This window comes from Companilactobacillus sp. HBUAS56275, assembly GCF_036913655.1.
Classification (GTDB): Bacteria; Bacillota; Bacilli; order Lactobacillales; family Lactobacillaceae; genus Companilactobacillus; species Companilactobacillus pullicola.
Window position 1 is genome coordinate 151,449 of sequence record NZ_JAYKKK010000001.1, and the last position, 19,993, is coordinate 171,441.

Consider the following 19,993-nt stretch of genomic DNA (forward strand, 5'->3'; position numbering starts at 1 on the left):
CAATGGCATTACAGTGGTATCCGGGACATATGAACAAGGCAAAGAATCAAGTACAAGATCGTCTTAAATTGGTAGACATCGTACTTGAAATCGTTGATGCAAGGTTGCCTTTTTCATCCAGAAATCCGGTTCTAGAACAAATTATTGATCAAAAGAAGCATATTATTATCCTCAATAAGTCAGATTTGGCTGATCCTAAAGTCACAGCTGACTGGAAACTTAATTTTGAACAAGAGGGTACTAAGTCAATTGAACTAGATGCTAAGCACAGTAAAGGCTTAGGACAAATTAAAAGTCTAATTCGTTCAGAATTATCCGATAAGATTGAACGTTATGAACGTAATGGCGTACAAAATTATCGTATTAAGGCAATGTGCATTGGGATTCCTAACGTTGGTAAATCAACTATTTTAAACCGCCTGGTAGGAAAGAACGTTGCCATTACGGGTAATAAACCAGGTGTTACTAAAAATCAAAATTGGTTGAAGACTAGTATTGGAATTGACTTGCTCGATACTCCTGGTATCTTGTGGCCTAAGATCGATGATCCTAAGGTGGGAATGAAACTTGCTTTGTCAGGGGCTATCAAAGATAAAATCTATGCACCTGATGATGTAGCTATTTATGCGCTCAATTTCTTAGAGACCCATTACATGGATCAACTATTAGAAAGTTATAAATTAGATAAGTCTGATATTTTCAATCATACGACACCAGAATTGTTAATGAATTTAACAAAGAAATTCGGTTATAGAGAAGATTATGATCGGGCTTCAAGAAGAATTATCGATGACGTTAGAAAGTTGAAATTGGGACGTCTCACGTTTGATATTCCTGGGGAGTTTTATGAAGAGTAAGTACACGATCACCGAAGCAAAAAAGCTTTTAAAAGAAACTGATTTAAGTGAAGACTTATTAAATGAGTTTTCACAAGACGAACGTAGTGGGATTAAAAAATTATTAGAGCAATATTATAAGAAGCGATTGAAACAAAAAGAATTGATCGAAAAATTTCACAAGAAGGAATTCTTAGAAAAACCCTTTTGGGATCAAAATTTAGCGGTAGCAGGAGTCGATGAAGTAGGTCGAGGTCCTTTGGCGGGTCCAGTTGTCACAGCGGCTGTAATTTTGCCTGCTAATAATACTTTATATGAAGTAGATGATTCTAAAAAATTATCAATTGCTAAACGTAATGAGCTTTATAAGTTGATTTGTGCCCAAGCATTGGATATTAGTGTGGCAGTGGGTAGTCCTCAGTTGATTGATCAAGAGAATATTTATCATGCGACTGAATTGACCATGAGAGATTCAATCAATAATCTCTACTTAAAACCCAGTCATATCTTGGTGGATGCAATGACTATTCCTGTTGATATTCCGCAGACCAAGTTGATCAAAGGCGATGCTAAGTCTTTGAGTATTGGAGCGGCCAGTATTGTGGCTAAGGTAGCCCGTGATAGATTAATGACGATGTACAGCAAAATCTATCCTGAGTTTGGTTTTGAGAACAATGATGGTTATGGAACGAAACAACATTTAGCAGCTTTAGATGAATTTGGTCGAACTAAAATTCATCGTTTGAGCTTTGCGCCAGTTAAAAATATTTCTAAATTGTACTAAAATTTAAACATCACTTTCGTAATTTGAGTTAAGGGAGTGATGTTTTTATTATGAGTGAATTAACTATTTTTTTGATTAAATGTCGTTTAACAGGAATGATTTCTAATCAAATAATGCTAAAAATTATAAAAAAATCTATAAATAGTGCTAATCTAATAACAGAATCGTTTGACTTATTAAGAGACGAATGGGGTTTTAACAAATTTCAAAAATTTCGTTTCCTATTTGATAAGCAAAAGATTGGTTCACAAAAAGCTATAAATTATTTGGATCCTGAGTATCCAGAATTGTTAAGAACAATTTATAATCCACCTGCACTCTTGTTTTTTGAGGGGAATATTGCTTTACTTAACACTGAGTGCGTCGCCATCGTTGGTGCCAGACAGGCGTCAGATTATAGTTTTCGTTGTATCGGTGGTCTTGTCCCCAGACTTGTAAATCGTTATACTATTGTGAGCGGTTTAGCTAAAGGAGTTGATTCCTGGGCTCATCAAGCCGCACTGAAGAACCAGGGACAGACGATTGCTGTAATTGGTAGTGGTTTGGACGTAGCCTATCCTAAGGAGAACTTTCACTTACAAGCGGAAGTTAAACATAAGGGGTTGGTTATTACCGAGTATCCACCGCAAACCAAGATTGAGCCTTGGCATTTTCCTCAACGGAACCGGATAATTGCGGGTCTAAGCAAAAAAGTAATTGTTACTGAAGCTAAGAAACGCAGTGGTTCATTAATTACCGCTGATATGGCACTAGAAAATAATCGGGATGTCTTAGCGATTCCTGGTAGAATTGATGTTAACCTTTCAGCTGGTTGTAATAAGTTGATTGAGGAAGGGGCTATCCCTTTGATCAATTTTAATGATTTATAGATTATATTTGAAAGATAAAATTATCTTTTGAATTGACAAAATAAAATTCTGTGATTAATATATTGAACAGTTTAATTGATTCATTTTGGAAAGGAGCACTTTGCGTGCCATCAACACAAAAGAATTTGGTGATTGTTGAATCACCATCAAAAGCAAAAACAATTGAAAAGTATTTGGGACGTAATTATCACGTAGTTGCTAGTTTAGGTCACGTTCGTGATTTACCTAAGAGTCAAATGGGTGTCGATATTGAACATGACTATGAACCAAAGTATATTTCCATTCGTGGTAAAGGTCCTGTTATTAAAGATTTAAAGAAAGAAGCTAAAAAAGCTAAACGAGTTTATTTAGCAGCCGATCCGGATCGTGAAGGTGAAGCTATTGCTTGGCATGTTTCTCACTTATTAGGATTGGAAGATGACGGCAAGAATCGTGTTGTCTTCAATGAAATTACTAAAGATAAGGTTAAACAAGCTTTTAAAACTCCTAGATCAATCGATATGAACTTAGTTGATGCTCAACAAGCTAGACGTGTTTTGGATCGATTGGTAGGTTATTCAATTTCCCCAATCCTTTGGGCTAAAGTTAAAAAAGGTTTGAGTGCTGGACGTGTTCAGTCAATTGCTTTAAAACTAGTGATTGAAAAAGAAAATGAAATTAAAAGTTTCGTTCCTCAAGAATATTGGACAATTGAGTCTGTCTTCAAACATGGCAAAGATAAGTTTAAGGCTAGTTTTTATGGTCTAGATGGAAAGAAAGCTGAATTAAAGAATAATGATCAAGTTCAAGAGGTTTTAGGTCGTGTCGACAAAAAGAACGATTTTGAAATTGATAAAGTTACTAAAAAGGAACGTAAAAGATTCCCAGCTGCTCCATTCACAACTAGTTCTTTGCAACAGGAAGCTAATAAACGTCTAAACTTCAAGACAAGAAAAACTATGATGATTGCTCAGCAATTATATGAAGGAATCAACTTAGGTCGTAAAGAAGGTACCGTTGGTTTAATTACGTATATGCGTACTGATTCTAAGCGTATTTCTAAAGTTGCTGAAGCAGAAGCTTCGAAGTTCATTCATGAAGAATATGGTGAACCATTTGCAGCTATTAAAGAACGTAAGGATAAGAACCAAGAAGGAGCCCAAGATGCCCATGAGGCAATTCGTCCTTCATCTACTATGAGAACACCTAAGTCACTAAAAGACGTTCTTAGCCGTGATCAATATCGCTTATACGACTTGATTTGGTCGAGATTCGTTGCTAGTCAAATGACACCAGCTGTTTTTGACACAATGACAGTCGATCTTTCTCAAAATGGAGTTATGTTTAGAGCTAATGGTTCTAAAATGAAGTTTGAAGGATATCGTAAGGTTTATCAAAGTACTTCTGAAAATAGTAAGAAAGACAACATCTTGCCAGAAATTGCTGAAGGCGATAGTGCTAAGTTACAATCAAATGATCCAGCTCAACACTTCACACAGCCACCTGCAAGATTTACTGAAGCCTCATTAGTTAAGGCTTTGGAAGAGAATGGTGTAGGTCGTCCTTCAACTTATGCGCCAACAATTGACACCATTCAAAGACGTTATTACGTTAAATTGAATGGTAAGAGCTTTGAACCAACTGAACTTGGTGAGATCGTTGACAATTTAATTCAAAATTACTTCCCTGATATCGTTAATATCGATTTCACTGCCAATTTGGAAGATGAATTGGATAACATCGAAGAGGGTAAGGAAAACTGGGTTAAAGTAGTTGATCGTTACTACAAACCTTTTGCTAAAGAACTTGAATCAGCCGAAGATAAGATTGAAAAAGTTCAAATTAAAGATGAACCTGCTGGAATGGATTGTGATATCTGTGGTGCACCAATGGTTATTAAGATGGGACGCTATGGTAAATTCTATGCTTGTTCAAGATTCCCAGATTGTCGCAACACTAAGCCAATCGTTAAGGAAATCGGTGTTATTTGTCCTAAATGTAAAAAGGGACAAGTTATTGAAAGAAAATCTAAGAAGAATCGTATTTTCTACGGTTGTTCTAGATATCCTGACTGTGACTTTGTTTCATGGGATAAACCAATTGGACGTGATTGTCCAAAAGATGGTCACTACCTAGTTGAAAAGAAAGTTAAGGGTGGTCGTCAAGTACTCTGTCCAAACGGAGATTATGAAGAGGACATTCAAAAATAAATGATAGAACAAGAATTAATCGATAAATTTGTTGATAATTTAATGGTTAATCATCATTACTCAAAAGAAACAAAAAAATCTTATTTGGAAGATATAGATAATTTTGTTTCTTTTTTGTCTAAAAATGGTGGTTTTAATGGTTTTACGAAAATTGGTCGAGTGGATGTTGAAACCTACTTGACATATTTAGATGAAGAAAATTATGCCACTGATACAGTTGCCCGAAGAATTTCAGCCTTACGGTCGTTTTATAACTTTATGGTTAGAAATAAGTTTATTAAGCAAAATCCGTTTGACTTAGTTCAGATAAGACATAAAGGCCGAAAATTGCCACGTTTCTTTTATGAAAAAGAGATGGGTGAACTGTTTGAAGCTGTCAAAGGGGATGATCCTTTGTCGCAAAGAAATTCAGCCCTTTTAGAATTGCTCTATGCCACTGGCATGCGTGTGAGTGAATGTGCTAATCTATTACTAGACCAGCTTGATTTCGATAATAATATCGTTTTGATTCATGGTAAAGGTGACAAGGATCGTTATGTTCCTTTTGGAAGCTATGCCAAAAGCGCGTTAGAGAAATATTTTAATGGCGGTCGAAAAGAGTTAATGCAAAAGAATCATCAAGAGCACCAATACGTTTTTGTAAATAATCGTGGTAAAGGTTTAACTAGTCGAGGAATTGAGTATATTTTGGATCAAGTTATCAAAAAAACAAGCTTAACGGCTGATATTCACCCTCATATGATCCGTCATACCTTTGCCACGCACATGCTGGAACATGGTGCCGATCTTAGAACTGTTCAAGAATTATTAGGACATTCCAGTTTGTCGACGACACAAATATATACACACGTGACGATGGAACATTTACAAAAAGATTATAAAAAATATTTTCCAAGATAGAAGGTAAATTAATGACTACAATAGTTGCTGTAAAACATGATGGACACACTGCAATTGCTGGTGATGGCCAAGTTACATTAGGTGAAAAATATATTATGAAGGGCTCAGCCCACAAAGTAAGACGCATTTTCGATGACCAAGTGGTTATTGGATTTGCCGGTGGGGTAGCAGATGCTATCACTCTTCAAGATTGGTTAGAAAAGAAATTAAAGGCCTATTCAGGCAATTTAAAGCGTGCAGCAGTTGAATTGGCACAAGACTGGCGTAAAGACCCAACTCTACAAAAACTAGAGGCTATGCTTATTGCCATGGATAAAGACAATTTGTTACTTATCTCTGGTAGTGGTGAAGTTATCGAACCAGATGAGGATGTTGTTGCAATTGGTTCAGGTGGTAATTTTGCTCAAGCAGCAGCAATCGCCATGCAACGTCACGCTAAAGATATGAATGCTGAAGAAATGGCCGTCGAAGCTATTAAGATTGCTTCATCTATTGATATTTTTACCAATGAAAATATTATTTCAGACAAATTTTAATTAGAGTGGAGATTAATAAATGACAGATACATTAACACCTAAACAAATTGTTGCTCAATTAGATAATTATATTATTGGTCAAACTGATGCTAAAAAGGCTGTGGCGATTGCTTTGTACAACCGTTACCGTCGTATGCAAGTACCTGAAAAACTTCAACAAGAAATCACACCCAAGAACTTAATGATGATCGGACCTACTGGTGTTGGTAAAACTGAGATTGCTAGAAGATTAGCTAAAATCGTTAATGCTCCTTTCGTTAAGGTCGAAGCTACAAAGTTTACCGAAGTCGGTTACGTTGGTCGTGATGTCGAATCAATGGTTCGTGATTTAGTTAGTGTTGCTGTTTCAATGGTTGAAAAAGAAAAGTTTGATGATATTAGACCAGAAGTCCGCCGTGACGTAGACAAGAAATTGGTTAAGTTACTCGCTCCTGGTGTCAAAAAAGAACAAAAGCAAAATAACAACGATTTTATGAGTATGTTGAATAATATGCAAAATGGTAGTCAACCATTAGGCAATATTTTTAACAATGCTGATACTGTCGATGAAGATCCTGACGCTAATTCTGAGGTTACAGATGATGTTCGTAATCAACGTCTATCAGTTAAGGAACAATTAGACAAAGGGTTGCTTGAAGATGAAGAAGTAACTATCAAGGTTGAAGAGTCTAAAAAAGTTGGTCCTATGGATGATCAAATGGGCCAAATGGGTCTTGATATGAGCGGTATGATGGATTCATTGATGCCTAAGAAGACTATCACTCGAACTTTACCTGTCAAGGAAGCACGTGAATTGTTGATTCAACAAGAATCAGCTAAACGGGTTGATCATGATGAGATTTATCAAAAGGCTATTGAAAGAACTCAAAATAAGGGCATTATCTTTATTGATGAGTTTGATAAGATTGCTGCAGGTGACAAAAAGACTTCTGGTGAAGTTTCTCGTGAAGGTGTACAACGTGATATCTTGCCTATTGTCGAAGGTTCACGAATCAATACTAAATACGGTCCCGTTGACACTGACCATATTCTCTTTATTGCCAGTGGTGCCTTTGCTGAAAGCAAACCAAGTGATTTGATTGCTGAATTGCAAGGACGTTTCCCAATCCGTGTTGAGTTACAAGACTTGACTGAAGATGATTTCATTCAAATCTTAACAAAACCAGATAATGCTTTAACAAAACAATATGTAGCGCTTACAAGAGCTGATGGAATTCATTTAACTTTTACTAAAGAATCCGTTGAAGAGATTGCAAAAATTGCTTTTGAGTTAAATAATAGTAATCAAAACATTGGTGCAAGAAGACTTTCAACAGTATTAGAGAAGATTTTAGCTGATATCCTTTATGAAGGTCCAGATATGCAAATGGGAGATATTACTATTACACGTGAATATGTTCGTGAACAAGTTGGTAAGATTGCCAGCGATCAAGATCTTTCACGTTACATTCTATAGGGGGCAATTATGACAGTCTATCAATTAAAAAATGATTTTTTAACCGTTAAAGTAGAGTCTCTAGGTGCTGAAATAATCAGTGTCAAGAATACCGAAGGGGTAGAATTCATTTGGCAAGCTAATCCTAATGTTTGGGGAAGACATGCACCAGTGCTGTTCCCAATCGTGGGTCGTTTAAAGGATAATCATTATTACATTGATGATAAGGAATATCACATGACACAACATGGATTTGCTAGAGATCAAGAGTTTACACTCGACTCTCAATCAGATTCTAAGTTGGTCTTGAGTTTAACAACAAGTGAAGCCAGTTTGGAGAAATATCCATATCACTTTAAGTTAAGAATCGTTTATCAACTAGTTAAAGGAACAGTTCAAATTTCTTACCTAGTTGACAGTTTAGAGGAATCAGAGGATATGTACTTCTCAATTGGAGCACATCCCGGATTCTCAGTACCTTTTGAAAAGGGCCTAAATTACGAAGATTTTACTGTCAAAGTTGACCCTAAAGAAACTAGAACATTGATTCCAATCAACGGGGAAACTGGAAATGTCGATCTCAATGATGAGAAAAAAGTTGACAATCAAGATTTTCCATTGAGTCACGAAGCCTTTGTCAATGATGCTATCGTTTATCGCTTGAATGAACCTACCCAAGTAACGATTTCTAGTGATAAGAGTGAACGTCAAGTAATCTTAGATACAGGTAACGCTAAGTTCTTCGGTATGTGGTCCTCATATCCCGCAGAAGGCAACTTTATGTGTATCGAACCCTGGTGGGGGATTGCCGATAAAAACGACAGCGACAGCCAATTTAAGACTAAATACGGTATCAACCGTTTAGCTCCTAAAGAACAATTTGAAGCTTACTTCAGTGTCTCGGTTAAATAGTTTAAAGATGAAAAAAGTCTATTATCAGATAATTTACTGATAATAGACTTTTTTGTCATTTACGATGATTTTGTCGATATTGAGCTCTGGTAGGTGTGTCATTGTTTCCGGAATTGTAATAATTATTATTTTGAGGATTGTTATTATTCCTTTGTTGTTTATGATTAGTTTTTTTAGCGACGATATGCCAGATTAGAAATCCAAATCCAATAATAAAACCTAAAATGATCCAAACTAGTAAATCTTGGTATACTTTGTCAGAATTAGCCAGACCTATAATTCCGAATAATCCTAGAACGATAGCGTTGGCTATATCGCCACCAAGACTGGTTAATTTTCTAGTAGCAATATAAACAATGCCCGCGGCAAGAAAACCAATTGCCATTATAACTCCGGCAGAACCACTAGTATTTCCTTTGTTTTCAATAGTATTGACAAATCCTGCTGCCATACTTTCGAAAAATATGAATAGAGATAAAATAATCATCAGTATTCCAACGACTAATTTTGTAACTTTCATAATCTGAACATCCCCCTATTTATCACTTTTTATAAGGATATTGTAAAACATAGTAATGACGATATAAAATGCTTGGAATTGTAGTATTATTTCAATCCAGATTGACTCTTGCCACTAACCTTGCCATTAGTGAAGTTGATCGTACAGTTAGCGCCATCTTCGCCATTTAGCCCCGATGTGTACTTGTAAATGGTTGTGGTAGTGCCATCAAGGTTTGTTTCGGAATAGTAGTTGGGATTGCCAAGTATTTGCATGACCTGATCGGTTGATTGATCATTGTCAACTTTGACGTAATCAGTTAAAGCAATTTTAGAACTTCTAGTTACTTTAAGATCAGAGATAGTTTTTTCAATAGCGTGGTCATTGTAAAATTGCACGACTAATTTAGAATTCTTAGTGCCGTTAGCAATTTTAGTCCATGTTTCCATATTGGTTTGTTTATCATTTACTTTGCTGACAGTACTTGATGCTGACTTGCCGAAATATTTCGTTAAAATATCTAGAGATAGACCATCTTTATCGCTAATATAGATACCATTATAATTCTTTAAAGTAATCTCTGAAGTAGTGATTGATTTTTTCTTCTTTTTTGGTTTGGACTTAGAACTAGCTGTTTTCTTTTCAACTTTTGAAGTATTTGAAGAACTTTGAGAAGAGTACAGGTAATAACCGCCGGCACCCCCACCAACAATCAAAATAACAATTATGATCCAGAACCACCATTTTTGATAAAAGGACTTTTTAAGACCATGTGAACGACGGTACTCAGATCTGCTGGGATATTTTTTATCCATTGCCATATTCCCCCTAAATGATTAAACTGCTTTAAACATATTTTATCAGTAACTAGGGGTTTTGACGTTGAATTTAAGGAAAATAAAAGAATAAAAAAGCGGCCATTTTGTATGGTCGCTTGAAGTAGTAATTATTTTTGATTTTCGCGTTGTTGCTTTTTATATCTCAGTCCAACTGGTACAAGATTTTCTTTGCCCTTAAGAAGTCGCTTAATGTTAGGAATATGGCGTACGTAAATAATGACAGTAATAATAGCAGCGACAGTGGTTAAAATCCAATCATGTAGGAACAATGTGGCAATTGTAAAGAATAAGATCGTAGTCAAACTAGCAACGCTGACCATGCTAGTCGTATAAACGATTATAGCGAGAAAAGCAAAGCAGATAGCAAATAGTAGTGGATTATATGCTAGAAGAATACCAGCACTGGTTGCGACAGCTTTTCCACCACGGAACTTAAGAAAGATTGAAAAACAGTGGCCGATAACAGCAAAAATACCGATAAACAAAATCCAGTGACGGTCAAGGCCGAAGAAGACTGGCATTAATGCACCCAGGGTTCCCTTTAGGATATCGATAACTAAAACAACGGTACCAGCAAATTTGCCAAAGACACGATAAGCATTAGTAGTACCTACATTTCCACTACCGTAATCAAAAATATTTTTATGAAAGAAAACTTTTCCAACGATATAGGCGGTCGGAAATGAGCCGATTAGATAGGCTAATATTGCACAAATGAGAAGTTTCATCAAAAAATCACTCTCTTAGCTTTATTTTTTTGGTATATTGTAACTCTATGGTGCTTTTATTAGAGAATTATAAATACCAACCTAGACATTATCCACTATTTTGCTAGAAATTAAAAGATTTCTTATGTACGAACATATATTCGTGTTAAGGTAATAGTGTTATAATATTGAAATATTGCACTACGTAGTAAATGAAAAGGAATGATATAAATGCCAAAATCATCTTATGATGATTCGTCAATTCAAATCCTTGAAGGATTAGAAGCTGTACGAAAAAGACCAGGTATGTACATTGGTTCCACTGACTCACGTGGATTACATCACTTGGTATATGAAATTGTCGATAATGCAGTCGATGAAGCTCTATCAGGATTTGGTAAAGAAATCAACGTTACTATCAATAAGGATAGCAGTATTACTGTTGTTGACCATGGACGTGGAATGCCTACAGGGATGCATGCTAGTGGTAAACCAACTATTGAAGTAATTTTGACTGTATTGCATGCCGGAGGTAAGTTCTCAGAAAATAGTTATAAGACTTCTGGTGGACTTCACGGTGTTGGTTCTTCAGTTGTGAATGCTTTATCAGAATGGATGACTGTTCGAGTTGTTCGTGACCATAAAGTGTATGAAGAACGATTTGAAAATGGTGGCCATCCAGTTGGAACTTTGAAGAAGACTGGTTCTACCAAGGAAGATAGTGGAACAACAATTAGTTTTAAGCCTGATGCTACTATTTTTCAGACAACTAAATTTAATTATGATACGTTAGCTGAAAGATTACGAGAGTCAGCCTTTTTGCTAAAAGGTGTTAAGTTCACTTTGACCGACAAACGTGGTGAAGAAGAGAAAAAAGATATTTTTCATTACGAAGACGGTATTCAATCATTCGTAAAATATTTGAACGAAGGCAAGGATGCTTTAGGTGGAATCTTCTATGTTGAAGGTACTAATTCAGATATCGAGATTGAATTCTCCGGTCAATACAATGATGGCTATTCAGAGAACATTATTTCATTCGTTAATAATGTTCGTACCGCTGATGGTGGGACTCATGAAGCCGGAATGAAATCAGGTTTAACTAAAGCTTTTAATGATTATGCTCGCAAAGTAGGATTGTTAAAAGAAAATAGTAAAAATCTGGAAGGTAGTGACGTTCGTGAGGGACTCTCAGCCATCATTTCAGTTCGAATTCCCGAAGAGATCCTTCAATTCGAAGGACAGACTAAGGGTAAATTGGGTACACCACAAGCTCGATCAGCTGTCGACCAATTAGTTTATGAACAAATGAGTTTTTATTTGCTAGAGAATGGTGAGCAGGCTCAAATGTTGGTCAAGAAGGCTTTGAAAGCCCGTGAAGCTCGTGATGCCGCTCGTAAAGCTCGTGAGAGTACTCGAAGTGGTAAGAAGAATAAGAAGACTGATGGCTTACTTTCTGGTAAGTTGACGCCAGCTCAATCGAAGAATCCTGATAAGAATGAATTATTCCTTGTCGAGGGTGATTCTGCCGGTGGTTCTGCTAAACAAGGTCGAGATCGTAAGTTCCAGGCTATCTTGCCATTACGTGGTAAAGTTTTAAATACTCAAAAAGCCAAGTTAGAAGATATCTACAAGAATGAAGAGATCAATACGATGATCTACACGATTGGTGCTGGTGTCGGTGCCGATTTCAAGTTAGAAGATCGTAATTACGACAAGATTATCATTATGACCGATGCCGATGATGATGGTTCTCATATTCAAATTCTATTGTTAACATTCTTCTATCGCTATATGCGTCCATTAGTTGAAGCAGGACATGTTTATATTGCTTTGTCACCGCTTTACAAGCTCCAAAAGGGTAAGGGTGCCAAGACAAAAATTGAATATGCTTGGACACCAGATGAGTTGCAAAAATCCATTGATAAAATGGGTAAAGGTTATGAGTTGCAACGATTCAAAGGTTTAGGTGAAATGAATGCTGACCAACTTTGGAAGACAACAATGGACCCAGAGAATCGTATTCTAATCAGAGTTAATATCGACGATGCGGCTTTGGCTGAACGTCGTGTAACAACTTTGATGGGTGATAAAGTTAAGCCTAGACGTGATTGGATCGAAGATAATGTTCGTTTCAATGGTACCGAAGAAGGCGACAATATCTTGGAAAAAGTCGATGACGATACTGATCCAATTGATAGTAAACTCGTTGACGATTTATTGAATAAGGAATAGGTGATACATAGTGACTGAAAATTCTCCTAAAATTCAAGATATCTCGCTCGAAAAAATCATGGGAGATCGATTTGCGAGATATTCAAAATCAATTATTCAAGAAAGAGCGTTACCAGATATTCGTGACGGTTTAAAGCCAGTTCAACGAAGAATCCTCTACTCAATGTTTTTAGATGGTAATACTTACGATAAAGGTTTCCGTAAGTCAGCTAAGGGCGTTGGTAACGTTATGGGTAATTTCCATCCCCATGGTGACTCTTCAATTTATGAGGCGATGGTGCGTTTGTCTCAAGATTGGAAACTACGTAATCCGTTAATTGAAATGCACGGTAATAATGGATCAATGGATGGTGATCCACCTGCTGCCATGCGTTATACTGAAGCACGTTTGAGTAAAATTTCTAGTGAAATGTTACGTGATATCAATAAAGATACCGTCGATGAAGAATGGAATTTCGATGATACTGAAAAAGAACCTAAAGTCTTGCCAGCCCGTTTCCCTAATCTATTAGTTAATGGTGCTACTGGTATTTCAGCAGGTTATGCGACTGAGATTCCACCTCACAATTTAGGTGAAGTCATTGATGCAACGATTAAAATGATTGATAATCCTGATATTACTTTGGACGAACTCATGAAGATCGTTAAGGGACCAGATTTCCCTACCGGCGGTATTTTGCAAGGTAAGCAAGGGATCAAGGAAGCTTATACAAATGGTCGTGGACGTGTCTACATTCGTTCTAAGACATCAATTCAAGAAATTCGTGGTCATAAATCTCAAATCGTCATCACAGAGATTCCTTACGAAGTTAATAAAGCCCAACTAGTTAAGAAGATGGATGAAATTCGTGTTCTTAAAAAAGTTGAAGGAATTGCTGAAGTACGTGATGAGAGTGACCGTCAAGGACTATCGATCGTTGTTGAATTAAAACGGGATGTTGACGCTAACGGTATCCTAAATTATTTATTCAAGAATACTGATTTACAAGTTTCATACAACTTTAACATGGTTGCCATTGCTGACATGCGTCCTCAGCAAGTCGGTTTGATTCAAATCCTGAAGGAATATATTAAACATCAAGAAGACGTCGTCTTACGCCGTAGTAAATATGATTTAAATAAGGCTAAGAAACGTCTGCACATTGTTGAAGGTTTAATTAAGGCTTTATCAATCTTAGACAAAGTTATTAAGACTATTCGTTCAAGTAAGAACAAGTCCGATGCTAAAAATAATTTGGTTAAGAGTTATAAATTTAGTGATGAACAAGCTGAAGCTATCGTTTCCTTGCAGTTATATCGTTTAACTAATACCGATGTCACTGAACTGGAAAAAGAAGACGCCGAGTTGCATCAACAAATTGATAGTCTAAATGAAATTATCAATAATCATAAGACTTTGATGACATTGATCAAAAAAGAATTGACTCAAGTCCGTGATACGTACGCTGACAAACGTCGTACTAAGATTGAGGCTAAAGTGGCTGAAATTGAAGTTGATACTAAAGTTATGGTTGCCAGTGAAGATGTCCGCTTGTTGGTTAGTCATGATGGTTACGTTAAACGTAGTAGTTTGCGTTCTTATCAAGCCTCAGACCCATCTGATAATGGCTTAAAGAATGAGGACTATCCAATCGTTGATGAAAACGTCAATACTTTAGATCATGTCTTTATCTTCACCGATAAAGGAAATCTGATTTACCGTCAAATCTTTGAAATTGAGGATAGTCGTTGGAAAGATACAGGCTCACATCTTTCCCAAGAAGTCGGTTTGGATACCGATGAATCAATTCTGAAAGCATTTGTCTTCAAGGATCTAAAAGAGACGGGTAACTTCTTGATTGGAACGGATGAGAATTACATTAAGCAGGTTGCCTTTAGTGATCTATTGCCAGGAAGAACATATAAATCACGTGCTTCGAAGTACTGTAAGTTAAAAGTCAGTGCCTCTTCGGTAATGGATGTTTATTATGTACCAAATGATTCAAAACAATTAGTTTATGTCTTTACTAAACACTCATATGCTTCAGCTTTCCCAATTGAAGAAGTTCCGGTTGTCAGTGGTAAGGCCATGGGTGTTAAATTTGTCAGTTTGAAAGATGATGATCAATTAGCTGGGTACTTCTTGGCTAGTGATGATAATGATAAGATTGCCGTCTTGACACAACGTGGTTCATATAAGCAAATGAAGTTATCAGAAATACCTGTAACAAGTCGTGCTCGTCGTGGTGTCTTGACATTAAGAGAACTAAAACGTCAACCACATCGTATTTGTTTAGTAACCAATATCAATAATGATATGCAACTATCGATTATTACCGATTCAAATAAAGAAATCGAAATTGACCCATCAATGCATCAAAATGCTGACCGTTACTCAAATGGTTCCTTTATCATGGATCCAGAGACCGATGGTAATCCAATTAGATTTGTGAAAAAAGTGTTAGAAAAAGAATAATATAAATGACAGATTTTTAGTTTATATAGTATTATTATCTTATTAATTACATTAATTTTTACTTCCACAAACTAGGAGGATCTTCTTATTGTTAGATGAGAAATCAAGACGTGTTTTTAGGTCTAAAGCATTAAATTATTTTGATGAATTAACTAAAAATATGAGTTATACAAAGACTGCGCAATTATTAGGTATCACTCAACCTGCATTGACGCAACAGATAAAAAAGATTGAAAGAGTTGTTGGTGCACCACTGTTTTATAGTATTGGTAAGAAGATTTATTTGACTGACGCTGGTACTTTGTTATTGAAGTCGACTCATCAGATGTTTGACTTGATCAATAACGTGACTGATCAAATTCAGCAAGAATCCTCAGAGAGATCTGGTACAATCAGTATTGGTCTCTTATCGACGGCTGAATCAGTGGTGGTAGAGGATTTTATCGTTGAATATAATCGAATCAATCCTAATGTGATCATTGATTTGAATTTATTAACTCGTAAAGAACTCTGGGATAATATTCAGAATAATAAAATTGATCTGGCTATTATGTATTTACCAGACAAAAGTATCAAGAGTTGGAAGATTTATCGTTCAAAGAAAATTATGAGTGATAATATTATGTTGATTCATGATGATGAAAAGATTAATAAGAAAAAGAGTGTTAGTTTTAAGGACGCAACAGCTAAACCTTGGGCTACGTACTTAAAGACTTATTACTTCTCCGAACTGATCAGTGAACGATATCGGGATGCTTTAGTGGACTTCCCAAAGGTCATTGCTCGATTCTCATCACCATATCAATTATTGAAATTTACACAGGAATCATCTGACGTTTATACAGTTTTGCCATTGAGTTTTTGTATAGCACATCAATCAATGTTTAAACTTTATCAAACACCACTTGAACCAGCTATCACAAGTGATTTATCATTTGTATATCGAGAAGATAAAGAAAAGATTCCTAGAATTGAAGATTTCCTCAATGAATGGGATAATTTTCTAGATAAGATGAGTTATGTTGATCGTCTTAAATCTTCAAGATAAATATTAAAAAGGGGCGCACATTCATGCCAAAAGAAAAAGAATTAGTTTTTGGACACAGAAATCCTGATACAGATGCAGTTTCAGCTGCTGTTGCTTATTCATATTTACAAAACCAACTAGGATTCGATACTGAGGCCGTTGCTTTAGGTGAACCTAACTTGGAAACAAAATTTGTTTATAACCATTTTGATGCTAAGTACCCACGTATTATTTCAGCTATCAATGGCGAAGTTAAAAAGGTCATGCTAGTTGATCATAATGAAAAACAACAAAGTGTTCCAGACATCGATGATGTTCAAATTACACACGTTGTTGATCATCACAGAATTGCTAACTTTGAAACAAAATTGCCTCTATACTATCGTGCAGAACCAGTTGGTTGTGTAAGTACAATCATTTGGAAGATGTATAACGAAAATGAAGTTAAAGTTCCAGCTAAGATTGCTGCTTTGATGGCTTCATCAATCATTTCCGATACTTTATTGTTGAAATCACCTACAACAACTGATGAAGATAGAGCTGCTTTGAAGAGCTTAGCTGCAACAGCCGGTATCGACTATGAATCATATGGTCTTGAAATGTTGAAAGCTGGTACAAATCTTGACAGTAAGACAACACAAGAACTTATCGATATGGATGCTAAGAGCTTCGATATGAACGGTAACAGCGTACGTATTGCTCAAGTTAACACTGTTGACATTGACGATACTCTTAAGCGTGAAGCTGATTTCGTTAAGGATATTAAATCCGAAAGTGCTGACAAAGGCTACAATTTGTTTGTCCTATTGATCACAAATATTTTGACAAGCGATACAACTGGTATCATCATCGGTGATGACAGTGCCGTTAAGACCTTTGAAGAAGCACTTAATACTAAGGTTTCCGATAACAAGGCTAGTTTACCTGGCGTTGTATCACGTAAGAAACAAGTTGTTCCTCCATTGGACGCTAAATTTTAATTCAATATTATATATTTCAAAAGATAAGAAATCCTTTTAGGGTTTCTTATTTTTTTTGTGGCTAGGATTTTGAGAAAACGCTATATTAGAGAAAAGCAAACTATCAGAAACTCAAATATACGTTTTCACAATTATTTTTATGAAGAAGCTTGAATCATTGACAATAAATACTATTATCAAAGTCTTACTTTACTTATTGAAATCAAAATAAAGATAATAAAATTAATGAAAATAGATATTTTTCTTGAAAACGCATTCTTAAGTCTGATATAATGACAACATTGCTGAAAATTTACTTTTTTATTTTAGAGTTAAAGGGAGTCTTTTTTAATGAATATTTTAATTGGTCTATTGCCAATGATCGGTTGGGGTGTCTTCCCAATCTTGACTGGAAAGTTCGGAGGGAAACCAGTCAATCAAATTATTGGTGCTACGTATGGTACTTTGCTATCAGCGATTGTTGTTGCCGTTGCCATGCAGACACCACTATTAACGGGAAAGAACTTCCTGTTTACATTTTTATCTGGTGCTTGTTGGTCGATTGCACAGAGTTTAGTGTTTTATGCATTCGCTGAAATGGGTGTTTCTAAAACAATGCCAGTTTCAACTGGTTTTCAGTTGATTGGTACATCACTTTGGGGGGTTATTGTTTTAGGTGAATGGCCCACAGCAACTGCTAAAATGATTGGATTCTTTTCAATTGTTTTAATCATCATTGGAGTTTATTTGACAACATATAGTGAGAAAAAAGTTTCTGAGAGTGAGTCTAGTGTAGTCAAAGGTATTTCATTAGTCTTGGTTGCTACGATCGGATATGTCGGTTATTCAGCATTTCCACAGGCAGTATCTGTTGACAGTTTCCAAGCCTTCTTACCACAAGCATTAGGTATGGCGGTCGCATCAACTGTTTTCGCCTTTATTACGAAGAGCAATCGTGAGGCTAAACCATATAAGTCTAAGAGTACTTATCTAAATATTATCAGTGGTATCTTTTTTGCCTTTGCAGCTTTGACATACTTGATTTCATCTCGTAAAGATGTCAACGGATTAGCTACTGGATTTACACTTTCACAAATGAATGTAATTATCGGAACACTTGGTGGTATTTACATCTTGCATGAAGGCAAGACGCATAAAGAAATGATCATGGTCGTTTCTGGTTTGATCCTAGTCGTTGCAGCAGGAATTATTACAGCTTTTATATAGAATAATTAACAAAAGTCTTAGTCCATAAGGATTGGGACTTTTTTTTACAAAACGTATACAAAATTATCGTTGACAGCGCTTACATAACAAGATATGATGTGACCGTAAGCTTGGTAAAACGGTTTACTTGTTTGAGAGGTGGTTCACTTTGAAAAGAAATTATAAGACGACAATCAGAGATGTCGCCAGTAAGGCTGGTATTTCAGTTACAACAGTTTCTTTAATTTTGAACGGTAAAGGTGGGCGCTTCAGTGAAGAAACAAGAGAGAAAGTCCATAAGGCTCAAGCAGAGTTAGATTATTACCCAGATTATTATGCTAGAGGGTTGGTTGGACAAAGGACCAACTCTATTGGTGTGGTGATTCCAGATATTATGAATCCGTTCTTTGCTAGTCTGGGTTTGAGCATCGAGCAAGCGGCCATACCTAAAGGATATTTCCCTCAAATTTTTAGTGTTAATGGTTTCAAGGAGAATATTGATTATTTTATTGAACAATTTGCCTCGGGAACGCAGAAAGGTTTGATTTTGGCAGCTCCAGGCGCTTCGAAAGAAATTGTCGATAAATTATCGCTGCATAATAACATCCCTATGGTTTTGACTGACCAGGCTGATTTGAACATTGATGACGACCGAGTTTTGATCAATGAAGAAAGATCAGGAGAAGCAATTGCAGAACATATCTTATCTTTGGGCCACAAACATGTTGCGTTTGTAATACCTAAGACGTTAACAATGAATCTAGTAAAACGTTTTACCGGCTACGAAGAAGCTTTTACCAAGCACAATTTAAAGATTGAAAAGGAGTTGATTTTTCAAGCAACCTTTGGACCAGAGGGTGGTGTTGAGGCAGCTAAAAAGATAGTTCAAACCAACGCAACAGCGATTATAGCTATCAATGATGATGTAGCTATGGGAGTTTATAAAGGGTTGAATTTATTAGGCAAAAGAATTCCTGAGGATTACTCAGTGGTTGGATTCGATGATATCAATCTGAATAAGTATCTGACGCCGAGTTTGACCACTATGGCTCAACCGATAAGTGAAATTGGTGAGCAATTGGTTGGATTATTGATCAATCGAATTAAAAATCCCAGTAGTGACAAAAAAACTATCATTTTGAACACCAAGCTAAAAATTGGCGATTCAACAAGAGAATTTAAAAGGGGGACGAACCTATGAAAAAAGGTGTAGTTTTAAATACTCAAATTTCAGCAGTAATAGCTGATATGGGCCATTTCGATACTCTATCAATTGGAGATGCTGGAATGCCAGTACCAAATGGAACTAAGAAGATTGATTTGGCAGTCCAAAAGGGTTTACCAAGTTTTATCGACGTTCTAAAGAATGTTCTATCCGAGTTGCAAATTCAAAAAGTATATTTGGCTGAAGAAATAAAGACTCAGAATCCTGAGCAATTAGCCAATATCAAGAAATTGATTGACGTACCAATCGAATTTATTCCACATGACGAGATGAAAAAGCGACTAAGCAACGATAAAGCCTTTATTCGTACAGGTGAAGCTAGTCCATTTTCAAACATCATATTGGAGAGCGGGGTCACATTTTAACCGGAGGTGATTTTT

General features: G+C 36.1%; 18 protein-coding genes. 15 read left to right on the forward strand and 3 right to left on the reverse strand.

Annotated features, from left to right (window positions below):
• The first annotated feature begins 2 nt into the window (after positions 1–2).
• The 8 genes from ylqF to U8526_RS00780 all read left to right on the forward strand — a co-directional run bounded on the left by ylqF (position 3) and on the right by U8526_RS00780 (position 8,461).
• The gene (ylqF, locus tag U8526_RS00745) at positions 3–857 is read left to right on the forward strand and encodes a ribosome biogenesis GTPase YlqF (protein WP_334340051.1); all 855 of its coding nucleotides are present in this window, start codon (positions 3–5) and stop codon (positions 855–857) included.
• Positions 847–1,620, forward strand: a complete 774-nt coding sequence (locus U8526_RS00750) for a ribonuclease HII (RefSeq protein WP_334340052.1) — start codon at positions 847–849, stop codon at positions 1,618–1,620. Before ylqF ends, U8526_RS00750 begins: the two co-directional genes overlap by 11 nt.
• A 50-nt stretch (positions 1,621–1,670) precedes the next feature.
• Positions 1,671–2,489 carry a DNA-processing protein DprA gene (gene dprA / locus U8526_RS00755; RefSeq protein WP_334340053.1) on the forward strand — a complete coding sequence of 273 codons (819 nt, stop codon included), beginning with the start codon at positions 1,671–1,673 and terminating at the stop codon, positions 2,487–2,489.
• 104 nt (positions 2,490–2,593) lie between these two features.
• Positions 2,594–4,678 (forward strand): type I DNA topoisomerase, encoded by a 2,085-nt coding sequence (gene topA / locus U8526_RS00760; RefSeq protein ID WP_334340054.1) that lies wholly within the window; start codon positions 2,594–2,596, stop codon positions 4,676–4,678.
• Positions 4,679–5,578: a tyrosine recombinase XerC gene (gene xerC, locus U8526_RS00765; protein ID WP_334340055.1), complete on the forward strand. Its 900-nt coding sequence runs from the start codon at positions 4,679–4,681 to the stop codon at positions 5,576–5,578. It begins immediately after the preceding gene.
• 11 nt (positions 5,579–5,589) lie between these two features.
• Positions 5,590–6,114: an HslVU peptidase proteolytic subunit gene (gene hslV, locus U8526_RS00770; protein ID WP_334340056.1), complete on the forward strand. Its 525-nt coding sequence runs from the start codon at positions 5,590–5,592 to the stop codon at positions 6,112–6,114.
• 19 nt (positions 6,115–6,133) lie between these two features.
• On the forward strand, positions 6,134–7,570 hold the full coding sequence (hslU, locus tag U8526_RS00775) for an ATP-dependent protease ATPase subunit HslU (protein WP_334340057.1): 1,437 nt from the start codon (positions 6,134–6,136) through the stop codon (positions 7,568–7,570).
• 9 nt (positions 7,571–7,579) lie between these two features.
• Positions 7,580–8,461: an aldose 1-epimerase family protein gene (locus U8526_RS00780; protein WP_334340058.1), complete on the forward strand. Its 882-nt coding sequence runs from the start codon at positions 7,580–7,582 to the stop codon at positions 8,459–8,461.
• Positions 8,462–8,516: 55 nt separating this feature from the next.
• On the opposite strand, the gene U8526_RS00785 is transcribed toward U8526_RS00780, so the two are convergent.
• From U8526_RS00785 to plsY, 3 genes are all read right to left on the reverse strand, one after another.
• Positions 8,517–8,981, reverse strand: coding sequence for a hypothetical protein (locus tag U8526_RS00785; RefSeq protein ID WP_334340059.1), 465 nt, complete (start codon positions 8,979–8,981; stop codon positions 8,517–8,519).
• A gap of 86 nt (positions 8,982–9,067) precedes the next feature.
• Positions 9,068–9,775, reverse strand: a complete 708-nt coding sequence (locus tag U8526_RS00790) for a DUF3862 domain-containing protein (protein ID WP_334340060.1) — start codon at positions 9,773–9,775, stop codon at positions 9,068–9,070.
• Positions 9,776–9,906: 131 nt separating this feature from the next.
• Positions 9,907–10,527, reverse strand: a complete 621-nt coding sequence (plsY, locus tag U8526_RS00795; RefSeq protein ID WP_334340061.1) for a glycerol-3-phosphate 1-O-acyltransferase PlsY — start codon at positions 10,525–10,527, stop codon at positions 9,907–9,909.
• Between the two features lie 210 nt (positions 10,528–10,737).
• Between plsY and parE the strand changes: the two genes are divergently transcribed.
• The 7 genes from parE (at position 10,738) to rbsD (ending at position 19,978) form a co-directional block, all read left to right on the forward strand.
• Positions 10,738–12,741, forward strand: a complete 2,004-nt coding sequence (gene parE, locus U8526_RS00800; RefSeq protein ID WP_334340062.1) for a DNA topoisomerase IV subunit B — start codon at positions 10,738–10,740, stop codon at positions 12,739–12,741.
• 10 nt (positions 12,742–12,751) lie between these two features.
• Positions 12,752–15,196, forward strand: coding sequence for a DNA topoisomerase IV subunit A (gene parC, locus U8526_RS00805; protein WP_334340063.1), 2,445 nt, complete (start codon positions 12,752–12,754; stop codon positions 15,194–15,196).
• Between the two features lie 88 nt (positions 15,197–15,284).
• Entirely contained in the window at positions 15,285–16,244 is a 960-nt protein-coding gene (locus tag U8526_RS00810) for a LysR family transcriptional regulator (protein ID WP_334340064.1), read from the forward strand.
• A gap of 23 nt (positions 16,245–16,267) precedes the next feature.
• On the forward strand, positions 16,268–17,203 hold the full coding sequence (locus tag U8526_RS00815) for a manganese-dependent inorganic pyrophosphatase (RefSeq protein ID WP_334340065.1): 936 nt from the start codon (positions 16,268–16,270) through the stop codon (positions 17,201–17,203).
• A gap of 330 nt (positions 17,204–17,533) precedes the next feature.
• Positions 17,534–18,409, forward strand: a complete 876-nt coding sequence (gene rbsU, locus U8526_RS00820) for a ribose/proton symporter RbsU (RefSeq protein ID WP_334340066.1) — start codon at positions 17,534–17,536, stop codon at positions 18,407–18,409.
• A gap of 148 nt (positions 18,410–18,557) precedes the next feature.
• Complete coding sequence (locus U8526_RS00825) at positions 18,558–19,589, forward strand: LacI family DNA-binding transcriptional regulator (protein WP_334340067.1); 1,032 nt, start codon at positions 18,558–18,560, stop codon at positions 19,587–19,589.
• A complete protein-coding gene (rbsD, locus tag U8526_RS00830; RefSeq protein WP_334340068.1) occupies positions 19,586–19,978 on the forward strand; it encodes a D-ribose pyranase in 393 nt (130 codons plus the stop codon). The genes U8526_RS00825 and rbsD overlap by 4 nt, the downstream gene beginning before the upstream one ends.
• Positions 19,979–19,993: the final 15 nt, after the last annotated feature.